At 53.7% G+C, this 17,361-nt stretch carries 12 protein-coding genes and 1 pseudogene; 11 read left to right on the plus strand and 2 right to left on the minus strand.

Annotated features, from left to right (window positions below; genetic code table 11):
• Nucleotides 1–405: 405 nt before the first annotated feature.
• Nucleotides 406–735, plus strand: coding sequence for a hypothetical protein (locus A6F49_RS15135; RefSeq protein ID WP_201120371.1), 330 nt, complete (start codon nt 406–408; stop codon nt 733–735).
• A 5-nt stretch (nt 736–740) separates the two neighbouring features.
• Here the strand turns inward: A6F49_RS15135 and A6F49_RS15140 are convergent, their stop codons facing one another.
• Nucleotides 741–2,600, minus strand: coding sequence for an ABC transporter ATP-binding protein (locus tag A6F49_RS15140; RefSeq protein WP_082911840.1), 1,860 nt, complete (start codon nt 2,598–2,600; stop codon nt 741–743).
• A gap of 35 nt (nt 2,601–2,635) precedes the next feature.
• Here A6F49_RS15140 and A6F49_RS15145 point away from each other — a divergent pair, with 35 nt between their 5' ends.
• The 10 genes from A6F49_RS15145 (at nt 2,636) to A6F49_RS15190 (ending at nt 16,901) form a co-directional block, all read left to right on the plus strand.
• Entirely contained in the window at nt 2,636–3,115 is a 480-nt protein-coding gene (locus tag A6F49_RS15145) for a MarR family winged helix-turn-helix transcriptional regulator (protein ID WP_235605027.1), read from the plus strand.
• A 596-nt stretch (nt 3,116–3,711) separates the two neighbouring features.
• On the plus strand, nt 3,712–4,800 hold the full coding sequence (locus A6F49_RS15150; RefSeq protein ID WP_201120373.1) for a DNA cytosine methyltransferase: 1,089 nt from the start codon (nt 3,712–3,714) through the stop codon (nt 4,798–4,800).
• A gap of 212 nt (nt 4,801–5,012) precedes the next feature.
• A complete protein-coding gene (locus A6F49_RS18310) occupies nt 5,013–5,948 on the plus strand; it encodes a hypothetical protein (RefSeq protein WP_201120375.1) in 936 nt (311 codons plus the stop codon).
• Nucleotides 5,945–7,456 carry a hypothetical protein gene (locus A6F49_RS15160; protein WP_043055371.1) on the plus strand — a complete coding sequence of 504 codons (1,512 nt, stop codon included), beginning with the start codon at nt 5,945–5,947 and terminating at the stop codon, nt 7,454–7,456. The genes A6F49_RS18310 and A6F49_RS15160 overlap by 4 nt, the downstream gene beginning before the upstream one ends.
• Nucleotides 7,453–9,156, plus strand: a complete 1,704-nt coding sequence (locus tag A6F49_RS15165; protein ID WP_043055380.1) for a nuclease-related domain-containing DEAD/DEAH box helicase — start codon at nt 7,453–7,455, stop codon at nt 9,154–9,156. Before A6F49_RS15160 ends, A6F49_RS15165 begins: the two co-directional genes overlap by 4 nt.
• Nucleotides 9,153–9,614 carry a hypothetical protein gene (locus A6F49_RS15170; RefSeq protein WP_043055372.1) on the plus strand — a complete coding sequence of 154 codons (462 nt, stop codon included), beginning with the start codon at nt 9,153–9,155 and terminating at the stop codon, nt 9,612–9,614. Before A6F49_RS15165 ends, A6F49_RS15170 begins: the two co-directional genes overlap by 4 nt.
• 61 nt (nt 9,615–9,675) lie before the next feature.
• Nucleotides 9,676–11,052: an IS481 family transposase gene (locus tag A6F49_RS15175; RefSeq protein WP_043055373.1), complete on the plus strand. Its 1,377-nt coding sequence runs from the start codon at nt 9,676–9,678 to the stop codon at nt 11,050–11,052.
• A 98-nt stretch (nt 11,053–11,150) separates the two neighbouring features.
• Entirely contained in the window at nt 11,151–14,225 is a 3,075-nt protein-coding gene (locus A6F49_RS15180) for a helicase-related protein (protein WP_082911841.1), read from the plus strand.
• An 11-nt stretch (nt 14,226–14,236) separates the two neighbouring features.
• Nucleotides 14,237–16,126, plus strand: a complete 1,890-nt coding sequence (gene drmB / locus A6F49_RS15185) for a DUF1998 domain-containing protein (protein ID WP_082911842.1) — start codon at nt 14,237–14,239, stop codon at nt 16,124–16,126.
• Nucleotides 16,127–16,697: 571 nt separating this feature from the next.
• A complete protein-coding gene (locus A6F49_RS15190; protein WP_150119554.1) occupies nt 16,698–16,901 on the plus strand; it encodes a DUF4267 domain-containing protein in 204 nt (67 codons plus the stop codon).
• 127 nt (nt 16,902–17,028) lie between these two features.
• On the opposite strand, the pseudogene A6F49_RS18170 reads toward A6F49_RS15190, so the two are convergent.
• Nucleotides 17,029–17,361 (minus strand): annotated as a pseudogene (locus A6F49_RS18170) (IS1634 family transposase); the annotation flags it as partial.

Below are 17,361 nucleotides of genomic sequence, written 5' to 3' on the forward strand. Positions count from 1 at the left end.
ATCGGACGACCCGAATCTATGACCAGATCCACGGCCCGCTGTTTGAACTCTGCAGTGTATTTCTTTCGCTCTGTCACGATGAGTAAGGCTCCTACTAACCTGTCTCACTCAAGCATACCGGCGCACTTCTACTGCCTGTAGAATATGTCTCTGGTCATGACTGGGCAGAGAGCACATTCGTTCAGATTTGATTGTCCAGCTTACTTAAAGTGGGTGTCCGCTGCTGGGCAGTTTGCCTGTCGACTAGAGACCTTGCAATAGTTGGTCTACGTTCCTCGGTCATGCGCAAACTCGGCGCGCGGAATCGGGTCGAACTCGCCATGTGGTGTGCCTTTGTCTGATCTTGGAGGAGCGTAAGGTGGTAGTGCCAAAGCGTCTACATCACATAGGACACGTGAGGAATTCATGACCCAATACCCGCCCTACCAGCAACCAAACCAGCCAATGGAACCCAATTACGGTTACAGCAACCTGCCACCGCAAGATCAGGAAAGCCTGGGCGGTTGGGTGCTGGTCACCTTTATTATGTTCATCCCGCTGGTCAATATCATCTACTTGCTCGTGCTGGCCTTCGGTAGCACCAATTCGATGGCCAAGCGCAACTTTGCTCGCGCAAGCCTGATCTGGATGCTCGTCGGCATCGTGTTGAGCATCGTGATGTTTATTCTGTTTGCTGCCATGGGAGCCTCGCTCTTCAACGAAATCTCCAACACCTACGGGTTGCTTGCCCTCTGACGACGCTAGACCGTGCGGCGGGCTGCCAGCGTTGCAAATGCGCCGCCGACCCGCAGTAGGTCATCAGGCGCACCGGCTTCAATAATCCGACCGTTCTCTAACACGACCACGGTATCGGCGGTCATCACGGTCGACAGGCGGTGCGCAATCATCAACGTTGTGCGATGTTCGGCTAGCTCATCCAGTGCCTGCTGCACGTGAGCTTCGGTTGTATTATCCAAGGCCGACGTCGCCTCATCGAGTACTAAAATTGGTGGGTTGCGGAGCAGCGTGCGAGCAATTGCTAGACGCTGTTGCTCGCCACCTGAGAATCGGTGCCCTCGCGCACCAACCAGGGTGTCCAAGCCCTGGGGGAGTTGCTGAATCGTCTCGGCAACTGAAGCATATTTCAGCGCAGACCAGAGCTCGTCGTCATCGGCGCCCGGTTTGGCGAGCAACAGGTTCTGCCGCACCGTGTCGTGAATCAGGTATGTTTCCTGTGAAACCACCCCGACTAACGACGCCAGATCTTCGGACGCGATATCTTTGACGTCGATGCCATCAATGAGCACTCGCCCTGCCGTTGGATCATAGAGCCGCGGCAGCAGTGCAGCCAACGTCGATTTTCCGGAACCGGTTGGACCGACGACGGCGAGCGTCGAGCCTTCAGGTATTTCTAGGTCAATGCCGTCCAAGATGTTGCGATCGGTCGCCTCAGGGCCACCGCCATACGTGAATTCGACGTCTTCAAAGCGCACCGTGCCCGCCACTTTCGATGGCTCAATCGCGACGGGATCAGTCGGTGGCACGACCTCGGGTTTCAGATCGAGGTATTCGAAAATCCGCGAGAAGAATGCCATCGCGGTCACCCATTGGACACCAACATCCAGCAGACTCATGAGCGGCCGGAAGATCTGGGCCTGCAGTGTCGTGAAGGCCACGAGCGTTCCGATGGTCATCGCATCTGAAGCGACCGGCAGCCCGGCAGTGAAATAAATGATCGCTGGAATCGCCGCGAACACGATCTGCATCGTGGCCATCCGCCAGCGACCGGCCAACTGACTGCGCATCTCCAAATCAATGAGTGCTTCGGAACGGTCTTCAAAGCGTTGGGCATCTCGCCCCAGTGTTCCCAGCGTCTTAGCCAAGCGGGCGCCGGATACGGACAGGCCTTCTTCGACCTGCGTATGCAATTCGGCTAAGGCCTGTTGACGCTCATCGGTCACCGCGCGTCGAATAAAGGCAACCTTGCGCGACAGCCAGATTGCCGGTGGCAACACGATCAGCGACAGCAGCGTCAGCGCAGGGGACAGCACGATCATCGCCACCAGGGTTGCGACCACGGTGGTGAGGTTGGACGCCACACCGGTGGCCGTCGTCGTCACCACCTGCTGCATGCCCGAGATGTCGTTCATCAGCCGGGATTGGACTTCGCCCGAGCGTGTTTTGGTAAAGAAGCTCATTGACTGGGCTTGCACGTGGGTAAAGAGGCGCACGCGCAGGGTGTGCATGACCTTCTGGCCCATTTTCGTGGACATCCAGGTTTGCACGACGCCGATAAGCGCGGTGATCGCCGCGACGACGACCATGCCACCGGTCAGCAGTCCCAGCAGCCCGAGATTTTGTTGTGGCAGCGCCTCATCCAGCACTCCGCGCAACAAAAATGGTTGGGCGAGGTTGACGACCGATGCCAGGCTCATGAGTGCCACGACCACGGCGATGGTCGAGCGGTGAGGTTTGAAGAGTTCGGCGATGCGCCGCAGGCTCACCGGATGCTGGGTCAACTGCGTGCGGTCTTTGGGGTTCAGCTTTGCCGGGCCACGCTGGCGGGTCGCGCCACCGGGTTGCGTGCGTGGAGAAAGTTGTGGAGTAAGCGTCATATTCATGCTGAGGTTACCTCATCATGAGGTAACTGGTCAACGTGGGTTACAGTAGAACCATGTCCGAGGAACCAGCTCAGCCTGAACTTGCAGAACAACTGCACCGCATCAACCATCGCCTGCGACGTCGCTGGGGTTCCCAGCTTGCGCCACATGGGATGAGCCCGCATTACTATCGCGCGCTTGCCGCCATCGCGCATTCGCCACATGCAGAAGACGGCGGAGTGTCTGGGCTCAAGCTGCGTGACATTGCCGAACGCCTACGCATCGCGCCGCGCTCGGCCACCGAGGTGATCGACCGCCTTGAAGAGCGCGGCCTGGTCCAGCGCGTGCCGCACTCGAAAGATCGGCGCGCGACGCTCGTCGTCATCACGGATGAAGGGCGCAAGCTACATGAAGAGCTTCGGGCTGAACGGCAGCGCTCAAGCGAGGAATTTTTCGCCGTGTTGGACGATGCGGATCGTCGGGAACTCAGTCGACTGCTCGGCAAGCTTATTGAGGCGCATTCGCGACCGTCCTAGAAGCGCGTAAGCTCTGTGATATTTCTAAACTCTCTCCACTAAGCGCGTTGGCGTTCGTTGTTTTTAGGGGAGGGATTGCCTAATCCGTCAGTCGTGAGTCAACAGGCCTCTGCCTCATTTAAATGAGATGCTTGCAACGAATTGGAGCTTCGGAGAGCGTGGGCATCAATTCTTGTCGTATAAATTAGCAATAGCCGGTATTGCCTGAGAGATAACAGGCGATCGATTGCCTCCCTGCCGTGGCTCTATCCTGCTCGAGATGGTCATTTTCCGGAGGGCCGGTGTGAGTGCAAGGCGCCAGATACCCGCCAGAAACTGTTTGTTGTTAGCGCAGGATGTTGTGAGCAGTCGGAAGCCTAATTTGCGTTGAGCAGTGTTTGAGGGAGCGAAGTGATGATGGTTGACTTCTCGCATGAGTAATCATTGAAAGATCTGTGCACGATGCGTTCTGAAATTACGGGTGGGACACTGTCTTAGAAGGCTGGTAGAAGGGCGTCTGCTCGTTCGTGATGAGCTAGTGCCGTCGCAAAAGAACTAAGATTTTGGAGCAAATATTGGACTCTTATCACTAAAATTGCGCATGCTAGGGTGATCGTATGAAAAGCAGCGTGAATAGCCTGAATGAGGAGTCTTTAAATCTATCCATTGGATTAGACGGACTTGCGGAAGATAATAGCGAGCTGCCGATAATCTTGCCGAAGATAGTCAGTCTTTTCTCCGGAGCCGGTGGATTAGATTTGGGGTTCGTCCAGGCTAATTTTCAGTTGAGCTTCGCGGTCGATATTTCGGACGCAGCCATTCGGACGCATCGCCGAAACTTTAAAGGCGCGGTGTCTATCGCAGCAGATCTTGAGAAGCTTGGTCCTAAGGGGGTGCTGGAGCATCTCGATGCAATTTTAGAACCAGGTGAGTTAATTGGGATCATTGGTGGGCCTCCCTGTCAGGGATTCTCGCGGGCGAATACGGGGTCTCATACACACGACCCACGTAATTTCCTTCCTCTTTTGTATTTACAGATCGTCGAAGCACTCCAGGAGAAATACTCAGTCGAGTTCGTACTTTTTGAGAATGTGCCCGGGATCCGAGATGCTAAACATGCAGTCACGTTCGATGGAATACTTTCGAAGTTCCGCGAAATCGGGTTTACGCCGGATGTTCGAGAATATTCGGCTCTTGATTATGGGGTCGCTCAAACGCGCAATCGTGTAATTATTTCTGGTTTCCGTGATGAAGTAGTTGCACGAAACTTTAAGCCAAAGAAAGTTGAGCCCAAGGACCTTACGGTGCGAGCCAAGATCGGGGCGCTTCCAGAGCCAGTATTTTTTGCTCGTGGTCTTGATAGAACCGCAATACCACATCATGAAAATCACTGGACGATGAGACCTTTGTCGAAACGTTTCTCTCAGCCAGGCGGTGCAGTCCAAGCGGGGCGTAGTTTCCGCAGGCTTAAATGGGACAAGCCTAGTCCTACGGTGGCCTATGGTCACCGAGAAATCCACGTCCACCCAGAGGGGCGTAGGCGTCTTAGCATTTATGAGGCGATGTTACTCCAAGGCTTCCCGAGTACTTTCGTCCTCGAAGGAACTCTTTCGGCTCAAGTGGAGCAAGTTTCAAATGCGGTGCCTCCACCCCTCGCAAGATCCCTTGCCAACGCGATTAAAATAGCGAAGTATTCGGCATCTTGAAAGTCGAGAATATGCCAGTAACTGAGCCGAATGGGTGAGGACTGCTTCCTGATATGACGCCGATCCCTGATTTAAGGGAACGCGTTTTTGGGTGTGTTTATTGGGTCAGTGCTACGGAATGTGCTTCGTGTACTCAATAAGACGGTGTCCCGCAATCTTTGGTGTTATATTTACTAAGGCATGCACTTGATAAGTAGTAGGGGGCCGTTGTCATGACAACCTCTACTGTGGCTGCCGTTCAGCTTGCGCTGGCAGCATCTGCCGACACCTCGAGTCAATCTGCGCCATGGATTGGACCGCTGGTGGCGCTTGGCTCGCGTGTAGCTCGGTATAGTCGAAAAATGGGCAAGCGGCAACTAGTGATTGCTGTATCAGTACCAAGACGTGACTACGCTGCCGTGCTCATCGGATGTGGCTGGGTGCTCGCTAGTGAAGCGCCAGTAATCCCGGCTCCCCTGGAGGTCCTACGGGTGATGGAACCTGGTCAGTCGTTGAGGGCGGTCAATAATGAGCAGGTAATCTCCGGGACATTTGTCTCTCTAGAAGAATCCGAGCAACCCTCGCGGGCTCGGTTTGCTGGATCGACGTGGATCGTTGACAGCATTCGGGCGATCTCTCCTATTGCCGAAATAGAAGGGCCTCGACGATCACCACGCCCTGATCTCGGGAGTGTTCAATACATGGCAGGCCTGGACCTCACTTGGGATGAGCGCCTCGCTCAGCCTGCTGCAGATCTTGCAATTATTGGCACAGAATCCTGGCTCAAACAGGAGCTTGAGGCAAATCTGGGAATCCAGAACGATGACAAGCCTCCGAGTTCAATACGCTCCATACTTATGCCGGAAGAAGCTAATTCAGCTACTTGGTATACCCGGTTCTTCCCAGCGGCAAGTTTCATGGATAAACTGCCTCTGCCAACGGAGGTGAATGCGACAGTCCTTGACGGTAACGGCGCCGCAGCATACTTGACAGAAATTGAAGTTCCCGTTGTGATTTGTGTTCTAGATCGTTCCATCGCAGATGAAGCCACTGCAGAAACGATCGTGCAATTGCGAAACACGCGAGGCGAGCCAGTATCCCTGGCGAACGACCTGCAATGGTCGCCACCGACTGGGGTGGAAGCACTTGGATTTACGGTGGCTTTATGAATCGTATAGCTAAGCTAAACGAACTTTATGTTGCGTCTTCCGATCTCATGCGAAACGGGGTCGAGCTCGTTGCTGTAGGAGACCCGGTCGGAGCGCGTTTTAATTCTGCGCTTCGTGAGCTGGTCGTGCATATGAGAGAAGATGGCGCAGGTTACCTTAACGATCTTGCAGGTGCCTCAAAAGCATTGAACTGGCGACGAATTACCCAACCACAGCCTTCTAGATTAAACCCTGATTTACACGAAGTGGCCGAAGAGGTTGATAAACATGCCACACGCTTGCGTAGAGCTATCGAAGATCAGGAACTGCTCGATAAACTTATTACCTCTGCAGCTTTAATGGCTTCGACGAGCTCTCCTATAGGCCCCCTTCTGTTAGAATCTCTCGACGAAGTAGGTGCTGATTCGTGTGTGGTTGTTGTCGAGAGTAAGCGCGCCGCAATAGGGTTGGGTCATTGGCTTCAAGAACATGAGGTGCCTGTGCTCACTCAAGGTGAATTCGTAAGAAGTCAGTTTACTTGGGAACAAGCGTATGTTATCGGACCTCCAAGAATCTATCGGCCGTCCGTGATAACGGCTCCAGTTGCCAGCGAAATTAGTTTCTTGCTACCAATGTGGTTTCGCGACCGCAGTATTCCTTGCTCGGTTATCACCCCATATGCGGAAGGTGCCGTACGAGTAGGGGCAAGGGTATTTACCGTTGGCGATAATGAAGAACCAGAGCCCAGCGTCGTCGAAGAGGATGAAAGAAGCCTCCTGCCCCAGCCCATATGGGACACTCCCCAACCTGATGAGGGCGAACCTACTGCTGATGAGGTTCGTGCTCGTAAAGTCATCCTAAGTGGTAAGCTCGCTATCTGGCTTGATGACGGCGAACACATACGCTCCTTTGACCCCTCCCAGCCACATGGTGAGCGCGTCACCCGTACAGATGTATCTGCGGTTCGAGAAGGCGTTTACTTGTTACTTCGGAAGGGAACAACGGAACGAGGGGCACTTTACCAAGCTGCGCTCAGTCATCTTGGGCCCCAAGCCGAAGCTGTCGAAGCTACTCAAGCTGTTTGGAAACAGAAATTGATAAGGCGTCTTCGGCAACATGGGAAATGGAGCGTCGTAGACGATCTCCAAGAAGCCGGAATTAAGACCGCCGAACGCGCACAAGCGTGGGCCGAACCTAACTTGATTCGCCCAAATAGTGATAACGATTTTAAGAAGTTGCTTCAATGGTTGGGCTTACCAATCCAGCCGACGTTTGACCAAGCCACATTACTGCGCAAAGCTCACTATGGTGTCAGCGCAAGAATTGGAAAACAACTCGAAGAGGCAGTGTCTGACGCCGATTTCTTAGAACTGGAAACAGCTGGGCACCTCAGTCTCGATATTGACATGGAGGGTTTTCGGGGCATCCTTGCCACGAGGGTTCTGGCGATCTCGCCGTTCACGAAAATAGTTCCACGTTCTGAAGTCAGATTGCCGTTTGAAGATTTGAGTGGGCAATGGCTCGAATGATACCTGCCTACTGTCCAACGGACGCTCCACCTGGGGAAAGAGCCGTCTACGATGCGCTTCTGAAGAGTAGTAGTACGAGCGACTGGATTGTGTTGCACTCATTGGGTATTGCTAATCATGTTCGTCAGGTTCAAGGAGAAGCCGACTTCGTCGTCATCATCCCAGCAAGAGGCATATTGGTGATAGAGGTTAAATCACACCTGACGCTTGATCGGCAGAACGACGGAATGTGGAGACTAGGTAATGACCGACCAACCACTCGTGGACCTTTCCAGCAGGCAAGCGAAGCGATGCATAGCTTACGTAACTACCTAGTGAAGAAACACATAGATCTTCGTTCTATACCGGTACTTTCTGCTGTTTGGTTTACTGGTGTTCGAGCCCGTACTATGCTGCCGACGGACCCGGAGTGGCATGACTGGCAGGTGCTGGATTCGGAAGATTTGAAGGCTGCGCCCTCTGCTATTCTGCGCACGTTCACCGCCGGGACGGAACACCTGCGCGAGAAAATTGGGTATTTTCCATATGGAAAAACACAGCTTGACAAGGAGAAGTCTGACCTCATCGCGGGGCGACTCAGACCCAAATTCGAACTTGCAACGGTCGCAGGGGACCGTCGTCGTGACAGGGAAACCCAACTTCAGTCGTTCATGGAAGAACAGTTCTTAGCTCTCGACGCAGTGAGTGATAATAGAAGCGTTCTCTTCACGGGACCGGCTGGTTCAGGCAAGACCTTCCTTGCGATGGAAGCAGCTCGGCGTGAGGTAGTAAGTGGGAAGACGGGCAGATTGCTGTGTTTCAACCGATTCATTGGTCAACGCCTTAGCACCAAGATGGCCGATCTGGAAAGGTTGACGGTCAGCACTTTCCACAAAGAACTTCTACGGCTGGCCGGACTCGAGCGTGCCCCTGAGCGCATAGCGCCCAACTTCTGGAGTGAAGAATTGCCAGAGCGAGCCATGGAAACACTTATCAATAGTGGAGATAAAGCAGCTTCCGATTTCTTGATTGTGGATGAGGTCCAGGACATTACTAGCGAACCGTACCTAGACGTTCTCGATTTGATGGTTGACGGCGGTCTAAAAGACGGCCGCATATTGCTGTTTGGTGATTTTGAACGTCAAGCGATTTATGAAACCGAGGACGGCATAGAGCAACTTCGACCTTATGCCCCACACATAACTAGTCATAAACTTGTTCAGAATTGTCGGAACTTACCCCGTATCGGCTATCAGGTCAATCTTCTTAGTGGATTACAACCGGGATATCGGCAGTTCCGGCGCGTTGACGATGGTATCGACCCAACCATTATTAAATACAGTTCTGGACAAGACCAAACAACGATGCTTGTATCTGCCATTCGCGGGCTCAGGGAAGAAGGGTATGAGCTAAACGAAATCGTTGTACTCAGCCCTCAGATGGATAGCTCAACCGCAGTTACCACCACTGATCCATGGCTCCGACAGATCCTGAAGCCAGCTGATGGTTTGCCTTCTCGCCCTGGACAAGTGCAATATTCAACAATCCACGCTTTCAAGGGGCTGGATGCCCCTGCAGTCGTTGTAACAGACCTTGACCAAGAAGCTGTCCCATACAACTTTGCTTCATTGCTCTACGTCGGACTTACTCGAGCCACTGACAGGCTCATTGCAATCATTGAAAAAGCTACATTACGTGACGCTCTAGGAGGCACCGTATGAGCAGGCATGAAGGCCGCGACATCATCGAAGCGCAACTTCGACGCGAATTATTCGGGCCAGGCAGCGACGAGGAGCCCATTGGTAAGCCAGTGGATTGTGCCAACGGCATCATCAGATTTGAGAAGAAAGAAGACAGCTGGGGACAATTTCATGATGCCGCAACCAAACAAGAGATCCTAACGGTTGGAACACCTTTGCAGCGTTACGGGGTTGGTGTTCTCTACGGTGGGGCTAAGGTTGGTGGTAGTAATATCCATGGATTGGATGACGTGGACTTGACCGGGATCTCCGGAGTGGCAACTAGCGAAGACGATCCTGATGAGCCACCAGTTGAGGTTAGACGTTCGCATCACCATGACCAAGCCGACGACGATGACTTCGACTTAACGGATGCTAACAGTTTTAAACCTGTTATGTCGCAGGAGATCGGTGACGGTTCTGTATCAGGACATCGGTAACAGTTCTACGGTTTGTGGTGGTGACACTTCCACCACGGTTAGGGTCGGGTCTGCTTGATGGGTGAGCAAATCCAATGAACCTGTTGAAGCCCGTATCCGTCTTGCGATTGCTGATTGGCCTGATGATGCACCCCGCGGTAGTGTGACTGCGTTTTGTACTGAACATGGCCTCAGTCGCAAAACGTTCTACGCCCTGCGTGCCAGGGCACGCAAAGATGGGCAAGCCGCAGTGCTGGAACCCCGGTCGCGCCGACCGAAGACCTCGCCGACGATGATCACCGATGAGGTCAAAGATCAGGCGGTGGCGGTGCGCACAGCGCTAGAAGCCTCGGGCTGGGATTGTGGGCCGATCAGCGTGCATGACAAAATGCTGGCCATGGGATTACAGCCTCCATCGGTGGCGTCTTTGGCACGGATCTTTCGCCAACGTGGCGTGGCTCGTGCGGAGCCGAAGAAGAAGCCCCGGGCCGCCTACCGGCGGTTTGTGTATCCTGCACCTAACGCCTGCTGGCAGTTGGATGCCACCGAGTACGTACTGGTTGGTGGGCGCAAGTGTGTGATCTTCCAACTTGAAGATGACCATTCTCGTAAAGCCATTGCCTCGCATGTAGCACCGTCTGAAAACGGTGAGGACGCCGTGGCGGTGATGCGCAAAGGCATCGCCGCAGCCGGGGTCCCTCAGCGGCTGCTGACCGACAACGGCACCGCCTTGAACCCGCAACGACGGGGCTGGATGAGCCAATTAGTCGCCTATGCCAAGACACTGGGTGTTGAGCCGATTACCGGTCGGCCGGGCCGTCCGACAACGCAGGGCAAGAACGAACGTTTCCACCAGACCCTGTTCCGGTGGTTGGACAAGCAACCCTTGGTCGCAACCTGTGGTGAGCTCCAAGCCCAGGTGGATGAGTTTGATCGACACTACAACACCAAACGTGGTCACCAAGCGCTGGCTGGGCGGATCACCCCGCAGCAGGCCTGGGACGCGACTCCGGTGGCTGCCGCGCCGCGGCCAGCGCCACAACCGATCGACCCTGATATCCCAGCGGCAACCCAACCCGACGAGCCAGCGGACTTGCCAGCCCAGGAAGGCATCACCGATCTCAGCGTGCTCTGGGAAGCCACCGCACCCAAAGCCACCACCGACAGCCAGATTCGTCAACGAAAGATCACCGGCAGTATTCACAGTCCCGCGCCCACCGGCACCCGACAGCTGCGCGTGTATGCCAACGGCGTGGTCAACTTTGCTGGCACATTGTTTTCCGTCACCCGAGCCATGGCCAGCCGCATCATCATCGCCGACTGGGACCCAAAACGGATCATCTTTGCCACCACCGTGGGCGAGATCATCGCTGAATACGCCTGGCCACCAGCCGGTACGAAATATCAAGGCATCACTACCGCTCGATACCGATTCCAAAACCGACCCAAACAGCCGTAGTGTTACCGATGTCCTGAGACATCAAGTGTCTCCAAAGTCCTGATACAGAACCGTCACCGAAGTCTTGAGACATCACAAACAGTTTTAAACCATCGGCAATGGCGATTTCTTTTCAATGTCGAATCCGCGAGACCGGCTCTTTGAGTATTCAGGTATCTGGAGCTTATTATGAGCGATTAAGCGTTCATGTTCCTGAACTCAGAAAGCCACTTGAATGGTGGCTTCGTCGACCCTTAGTTCTTACAGGGAAAGTCTCAACTCAAGTCCTACGTGAAGAGACCAGGCGCCTGAAGATTGTGTCCGCCATCCCTGAAGGAGAAACCCCTGACGTAGCGCCTGTCATACAGGTCTTTAGCCGACCAGTTCCCGGTGACACCGACCCTGAACTTCGTCTTGTTACTGTCGCAGTTGTAAATAGCGTTGGTACTGCTGGACCGAGTGGTGCACTGTTTCAAATGGGCTTTACGGTTACCGCGACTGACGGGATGCTCATTGAACCGTATCCAGAGGCCGAGATATCTAACAGCGATGAGGAAGAACAATCCCTACAGCTCCTCTACCGTAACAAGCGCACCTATGCGATCGGTCATGGGTGTGCTGCCGAATGGGACGCTGAATCCGGACAATCGGTTTCTGAGCTGCACGGTGTTGCGCTTCCGGCCTACCAAGTCGTTAGTCTGACTCCAAATATTTATCTGACTGACGAGAATGGAAATTATCAGCTCGACAGCAGCGGTAAGCGGCAAGCCGTTACCGTCAGTATGAAGGAACTAGCCGACGGCAGTGAAACGGGCGACGCGCAGGTTGAAAGTGTGCTGCGACTCTATGGGGAATGGATTGCCGCACGCAAAGCTGAAATAGTCGATCTGCCAGTAAAATTCCATTCGGCTGCTCGGCGACATATGGAGCTGGCGGAGAAGGCACTTGTTCGTATGAAAGCGGGCTGGGCGCTAGTGGGATCTGATTCGAAGGCTCAGCAGGCGTTTCGATGGACGAACGAAGCCATGTTACACCAGCAGGTCCGATCAAATTTTCCACTTCGAGAGGTTGTCTTCGATAAGAACGACATTCTTCGAGTCAAGGGAGCTCATCCAACCCTCGACGTTTCCGAGTCTGGACGATCCTGGCGGCCTTTTCAAATCGCCTTTATATTAGCGAGTCTCCCCGAACTCGTAGATCCCACAAGGAAAACACGTTCAATTGTAGACTTGATTTTCTTTCCGACCGGTGGCGGTAAGACCGAGGCGTACCTGGGTGCGAGTGCGATTAGCCTCCTGGCACGTAGACTTCGCGATCCAAATGATGCGGGTACGGATACCATCATGAGGTACACCCTGCGATTACTGACTTCTCAACAGTTCCTTCGTGCCGCTTCGCTGGTCTGTGTGCTTGACGATATCCGTGACCGCCATTCTAAGCAACTCGGTGATTCACCGTTTGGTATTGGTGTCTGGCTTGGTAGTACGTCGACGCCAAATACCTGGGAACAAGCAAAGCAAGTTTTGAAACAAATGCGCAGAGACCCGAATCAACAGAACTTGTTTTTACTTTTGCGGTGTCCCTGGTGCGGCGCGCAGATGGGAGCTAAACCTAAAGGTCGTGGCGGACAGCATGTAGCTGGTTACGAGGACCATGGGAAGAAACGAGTTATCTTGCGCTGCGTTGACCGAGAATGCAAATACTCTCGGCGCTCCGGTCTGCCGGTCCACGTGGTCGACGAAGACATCTATGAAGTCCGTCCTTCGATTGTTATTGGCACGGTAGATAAATTTGCCATGATGGCATGGCAACCGCAGGCTCGGAACCTTTTCGGAATAGATAACCGAGGTGAACGAGTGGTGTCCCCGCCTGGCCTCATCATCCAGGATGAGTTGCACCTCATCTCCGGACCGTTAGGATCTATGGTTGGCCTTTATGAGCCCGTTATCGATGAGTTATGCACTGATAGACGCGGCACACAACCAGTGCAGCCCAAGATCATCGCTTCAACGGCAACTATCCGACGCTACGAGGAGCAAATCAGAGGAGTGTTCGGTCGCGAGGAAGTCGCACTGTTTCCCCCTCATGGACTCGAAGAAGGACATTCCTTTTTCGCAGAACCTGATCGACTGCCAAACGGGGACTTAGCACCTGGACGACGTTACGTTGGGGTGATGAGTGCTTCCTTGGGCTCGATGCAGACCGTGCAGACGCGTGTTGCCGCTGCTACGCTGCAAGCGGCGACCAAGATTCCTGAGAAGGAACGGGATGGTTACTGGACCAACCTTAACTTCCTCAACTCGCTACGAGAACTCGGTAATACCGTTTCATTGTTGGAGTCAGACGTACCTGACTACTTAACTGGTCTGAGACGACGAGACGGCATTGATCCGAGGTGGCCGCACCGTACGATGGAACTTACGTCTCGTCGCCGGTCCGATGAGATTCCTATGGCAATTGAACAGCTTCAAACTGGGTATGTTGCGGGTACCGAGCATCAGCAAGCGATCGATATCTGTTTGGCTTCGAATATCATCGAGGTGGGTATTGATATAGACCGCCTGGGCTTGATGACTATCGTGGGTCAGCCGAAGACCACGGCGCAGTATATCCAAGTCTCCGGTCGTGTTGGACGTCGTGCTGATGTCAGCCCTGGGCTGGTCATCACAATATATGGGGCAGCTAAGCCTCGCGACCGGAGCCATTACGAACGGTTTCAGACTTATCACCAGCAACTGTACGCTCAGGTTGAGCCGACGTCGGTGACGCCGTTCGCAACCCCGGTCTTGCGGCGTGCCCTGCATGCAGCAGCTGTAGCCTACATCCGCCAGACCACACCTGAAGACTCCCCTCCACAGCCCTTTCCCTCAATGGAATACGATGAAGCAGTTGCACTCTTTATGAAACGTGCCCAGGTTGTTGACAGCGGTGAAGTCCAGGTCTTAGCGGAGATGGCAGAAAAGCGTGCCAGGCAATGGAACGGCTGGGAGCGCACAGAATGGAGCGCGAACCCGGCTCCCTGGGGTGACCCTAAACAGGGGTTGATGCGCTTTGCTGGGACTCTGCCTGATCTTGAAAGCAAAGCCTACATTTGGGATATACCGACGAGTATGCGAAACGTGGATACAGAATGTCGGTTGGCTATTTCGTTGGATTACTTGGACGACGATGTTGAAGGAGCAGACAATAGATGAGTAGCGGGGCTATGAGACGTGCACAACTTGTCAGCCCATTTGGCGTGGGGGCGATGAGCGTTCTTGTCAATGGCACCTCCGTTATTACGGCTGGTCTCGATCACTGGTACGAGACTGGGGATACCAGTGAACTTGCCCTTGAGCAGTATCAGGAGCATGACTGGCGGCTTGAAGCACGATTACAGGTGTCTGAATTCAGGCTGCCGCCTGATTATCGTACTCCAGGGCAAGGTAGCAACAACCGTAATGTGAAACTTACGGTTCCGGTGTTGCGGTTTCCCCGTTGGAATTTCTGCATGTATTGCAAGCGCTTAGAACTGTCGAACCTGACGATGCAGCAGCCTGTGATTTGTAAAGATCCCAAGCACACAGGGAAGTACAAGCCACGTATGTCGCAGGTACCTTTTGTTTCCATCTGTTCCTCTGGGCATCTCGACGATTTTCCCTTCCGAGAATGGGTACACGGCTCCCACGACCCATCGTGTGTCGGCACTCTGCGTCTCAAGTCTCGAGGCGGCGGAGGGCTGGAAGGTCAGCGTGTATCCTGTGATGGTTGTAAGAGGGAACGGACGCTGCGCGGCATTACACAAGCCCGCTACATTGATGGTGAAGAACATACCAACCTCAGTGATCAGCTTTCATCCTCCCAAGATCCATACTTGTGTACTGGTGCACGTCCCTGGCTTGGCGAATCGAGTGGAGTATGCTCCGAGCCGATGCGCGGAGCCCTGCGTTCAGCCGGAAACGTATACTTCCCGAAGGTTGAATCATCGATTTACCTGCCACGGAAGGAAGGCGCCGTAAGTGCTGAAATGCGTGAGCTGATGAAACACCCCGCTGTCACAACGACTATGAAGACTATGTACAGTTTTATCGGTACAGAAATTACTGCAAATGTACTGCGCGAGCAACTCCTTAAGAATGTTCCCCCAGAGCTCTTTACACCGGTTTCTGACGATGAATTGATGGCTAGTTATTACGATTTCTTCGGAGCGGAAGAACAGACGGAACCTGATAGAGACTCAAATGCGGAACAATTGAGTAGCGATGATGAGTGGCGTTACCCGGAGTTCCAACAAATTCGTGAGACGCCGGTAGATGACTATTTAACAGCGACGAACCCCGGTGTCCATTCGGACCTCGGAGTATATCTCGACCGTGTCCGTTCTGTCGATGTCCTACGGGAGACCCGTGCTCTCCGCGGTTTTACACGCGTGCGGGATGATGCCCTAAAGCTTACTGAAGGCAAGGCATTACTGCGCCGTAAGCCACTACCTCCCGTTCAAGACTGGCTGCCTGCATATGTGGTTATGGGCGAAGGGATCTATTTTGAGCTCGATCCTGAACGTCTTGCTTCGTGGGAGGCACGTCCGAATGTGAAAGCTCGTGCTCAGAAGATCAGTGATTACTATGGTCAGGTTGTTTCGCAGAGAGGACTTCAAGATCGCGCTTTAACGCCGCGATTGGTACTGCTGCATACACTTGCCCACTTGCTAATAAATGAGCTTGTATTTGCCTGTGGGTATAGCTCAGCCTCGTTGAGGGAGCGTCTTTACGTCTCGTCTACGGAAGAACGCGGGATGGCTGGTCTCCTTATTTATACTGCCGCCGGCGATTCTGAAGGCACCATGGGGGGCCTCGTGCGAATGGCTCGTCCGGATAACCTGCGCTCTGTTTTCGCTTCAGCGATCTCTGGGGCTCGTTGGTGCTCGACTGACCCCGTGTGCATGGATGCCGGTGAGAAAGGTCAAGGACCGGATTCATGTAACCTCGCTGCTTGCCACGGTTGTGCTTTGCTGCCTGAGACAAGCTGTGAGGAGTTTAACCGTTTCCTTGATAGGGGTCTAGTAATAGGGACTTTCGCAGATTCGGACATGGGCTACTTCTCCGACTTCGTGTAAAGCGGGGAACACCCGAATGCTCAGACACGAAACTATTCGATGCTGATGTGTCCATTCACATGTGGTGGATTTCGTGAGCGCACGTCCTCTTTCGCGGAGCAAGTGCCCTTGTAGAATACAGGACTCCAGCCTATGGGAAAAGTATTTCACTAGGGAATGTTTTGGTGTTGTCGACGAAGTAAAATATGGCACGTTCAGAGACCTCATGATAAGCGTTCGATACCAAGAGTGGATTTGGTACATGACGGAATGAGGCGGAGCCTCAGACAGCTCTCTAAACTACGATTCACTGGCGCTGTACAAGCTCTACGGTAAATGCAGCCGATGGCTCCCCCGGCACCGTTAGCTGACGCCAGTATTACGAATATTCACTCAGATAGTTCGGCCCGATGTGTGGATTGGTTCGACGTCCTACAGGCTGTGAACGACACTCCGGCTGTTAAGACTGCAACGGGCTGTATTGTATGAGCACGATGGAAACTGTGAATAAGCGTGGACTGAATGACACGCAGATGGCGACGGAATACCGTCTGTCCATGTCTGGTGGCCGGGGCGAATTTTGTGATGAAACATGATGACCGCAGGATATGTAATCGCTGCAAAAGCGGGTCTGGGGATCCTCATTGTGGGCATCCTCTATCTCGATATTCCTCGACAGATGGCACGAAATTTCGGATTCAATGAGGTACCCGGGGCCAATTCCATACCGTGGCTTCGGCTCAAAGGGATCCGTGATTTTGCCACTGGTGCTGTAGACCTGGCGCGGCGCTGTTAGTCGTTGCGCTGCCACACTTCCTGCTCATAGGGGTTGTCCTGCTGATGCTGGGCCGATGCATAAGGTGCTTGGGCTTAGGTCCCGAGTTGGCTCATTTTAGTGCCCTGTTTGGGACGTTCACTCGGGGTCAGTCGATGTGGAGTCCTAGTGTGGCAATGAGTTCGGTGGCTTCAGGGGTGATAGCGGCTGGGATGGTGTGCTGTTGGCCGTTGAGTTCCAGGATGCCGTCAGTCAGTGGTCGCAGAATATCTCGGATGCGGCGCAGTGAATAGCCGGTGGTGGTCTGCAGATATCGTGCCATGGCTAGAGCACAAAACACGATGTTAAGGTGGGCATCGATCATGTCTTGGGTGCGGTGAAACATGGGGCGTGCTTCCAGATCATGCTTGGTCAGTCGGAAGGATGCTTCGACTTCGAATAACGCATGATAATGCGCGATGACTTCAGCGTCGGCCAGGAT

The organism is Enteractinococcus helveticum (assembly GCF_001657475.1).
GTDB lineage: Bacteria > Actinomycetota > Actinomycetes > Actinomycetales > Micrococcaceae > Yaniella > Yaniella helvetica.